Annotated in this window: 1 protein-coding gene; it reads right to left on the reverse strand. The window is 24.8% G+C overall.

The genetic code is table 11. The features are described 5' to 3' along the window. Positions 1-495, reverse strand: a 495-nt coding sequence (locus tag KVT37_RS31845) for a hypothetical protein (protein ID WP_217578970.1), incomplete at both ends; no start/stop codon positions are given.

Genomic DNA, 495 nt, shown 5'->3' on the forward strand with positions numbered 1-495 from the left:
AACGATCTTCCAAAAAATTTAATTTTAATGAAAACACACTAAATTCAATGGTAGAGAGTACGCTATCATTCCTTAAAATTGATAAAGTTGCAACTCCAACATTTCCTTTAAAATTAAACGCACCTGTCACAATATTATCAACCATTACATCATTATTCGAATTATGTGCACCGCTACCATCAAATCTAATTCTATATTTATTATTATCTTTACTTTTCAATATAAATTTATAATTAAGATTTTCGTAAAATAAAGGTAAATATCCATCATTCTCACTTTTATATACGTTGACTCTATTTAAATTTAAAGCTGATTTATTTGTTATTTTTATTATTGGAGAATTAGAATCAAACATTATTTGAAAAGAAACTTCATTTTTTTTATAATCATAAGCTTCTTTTAAATTAAGCAAATTATATGAAGTTGGCTGACTCCCGAAAAAGCTAATATCAAACAAATCAGTAGAAATTTCTAATAATGATTCGTTATTCGCCA

This window comes from Mesorhizobium sp. GbtcB19 (assembly GCF_019091085.1).
Classification (GTDB): Bacteria; Pseudomonadota; Alphaproteobacteria; order Rhizobiales; family Rhizobiaceae; genus Mesorhizobium.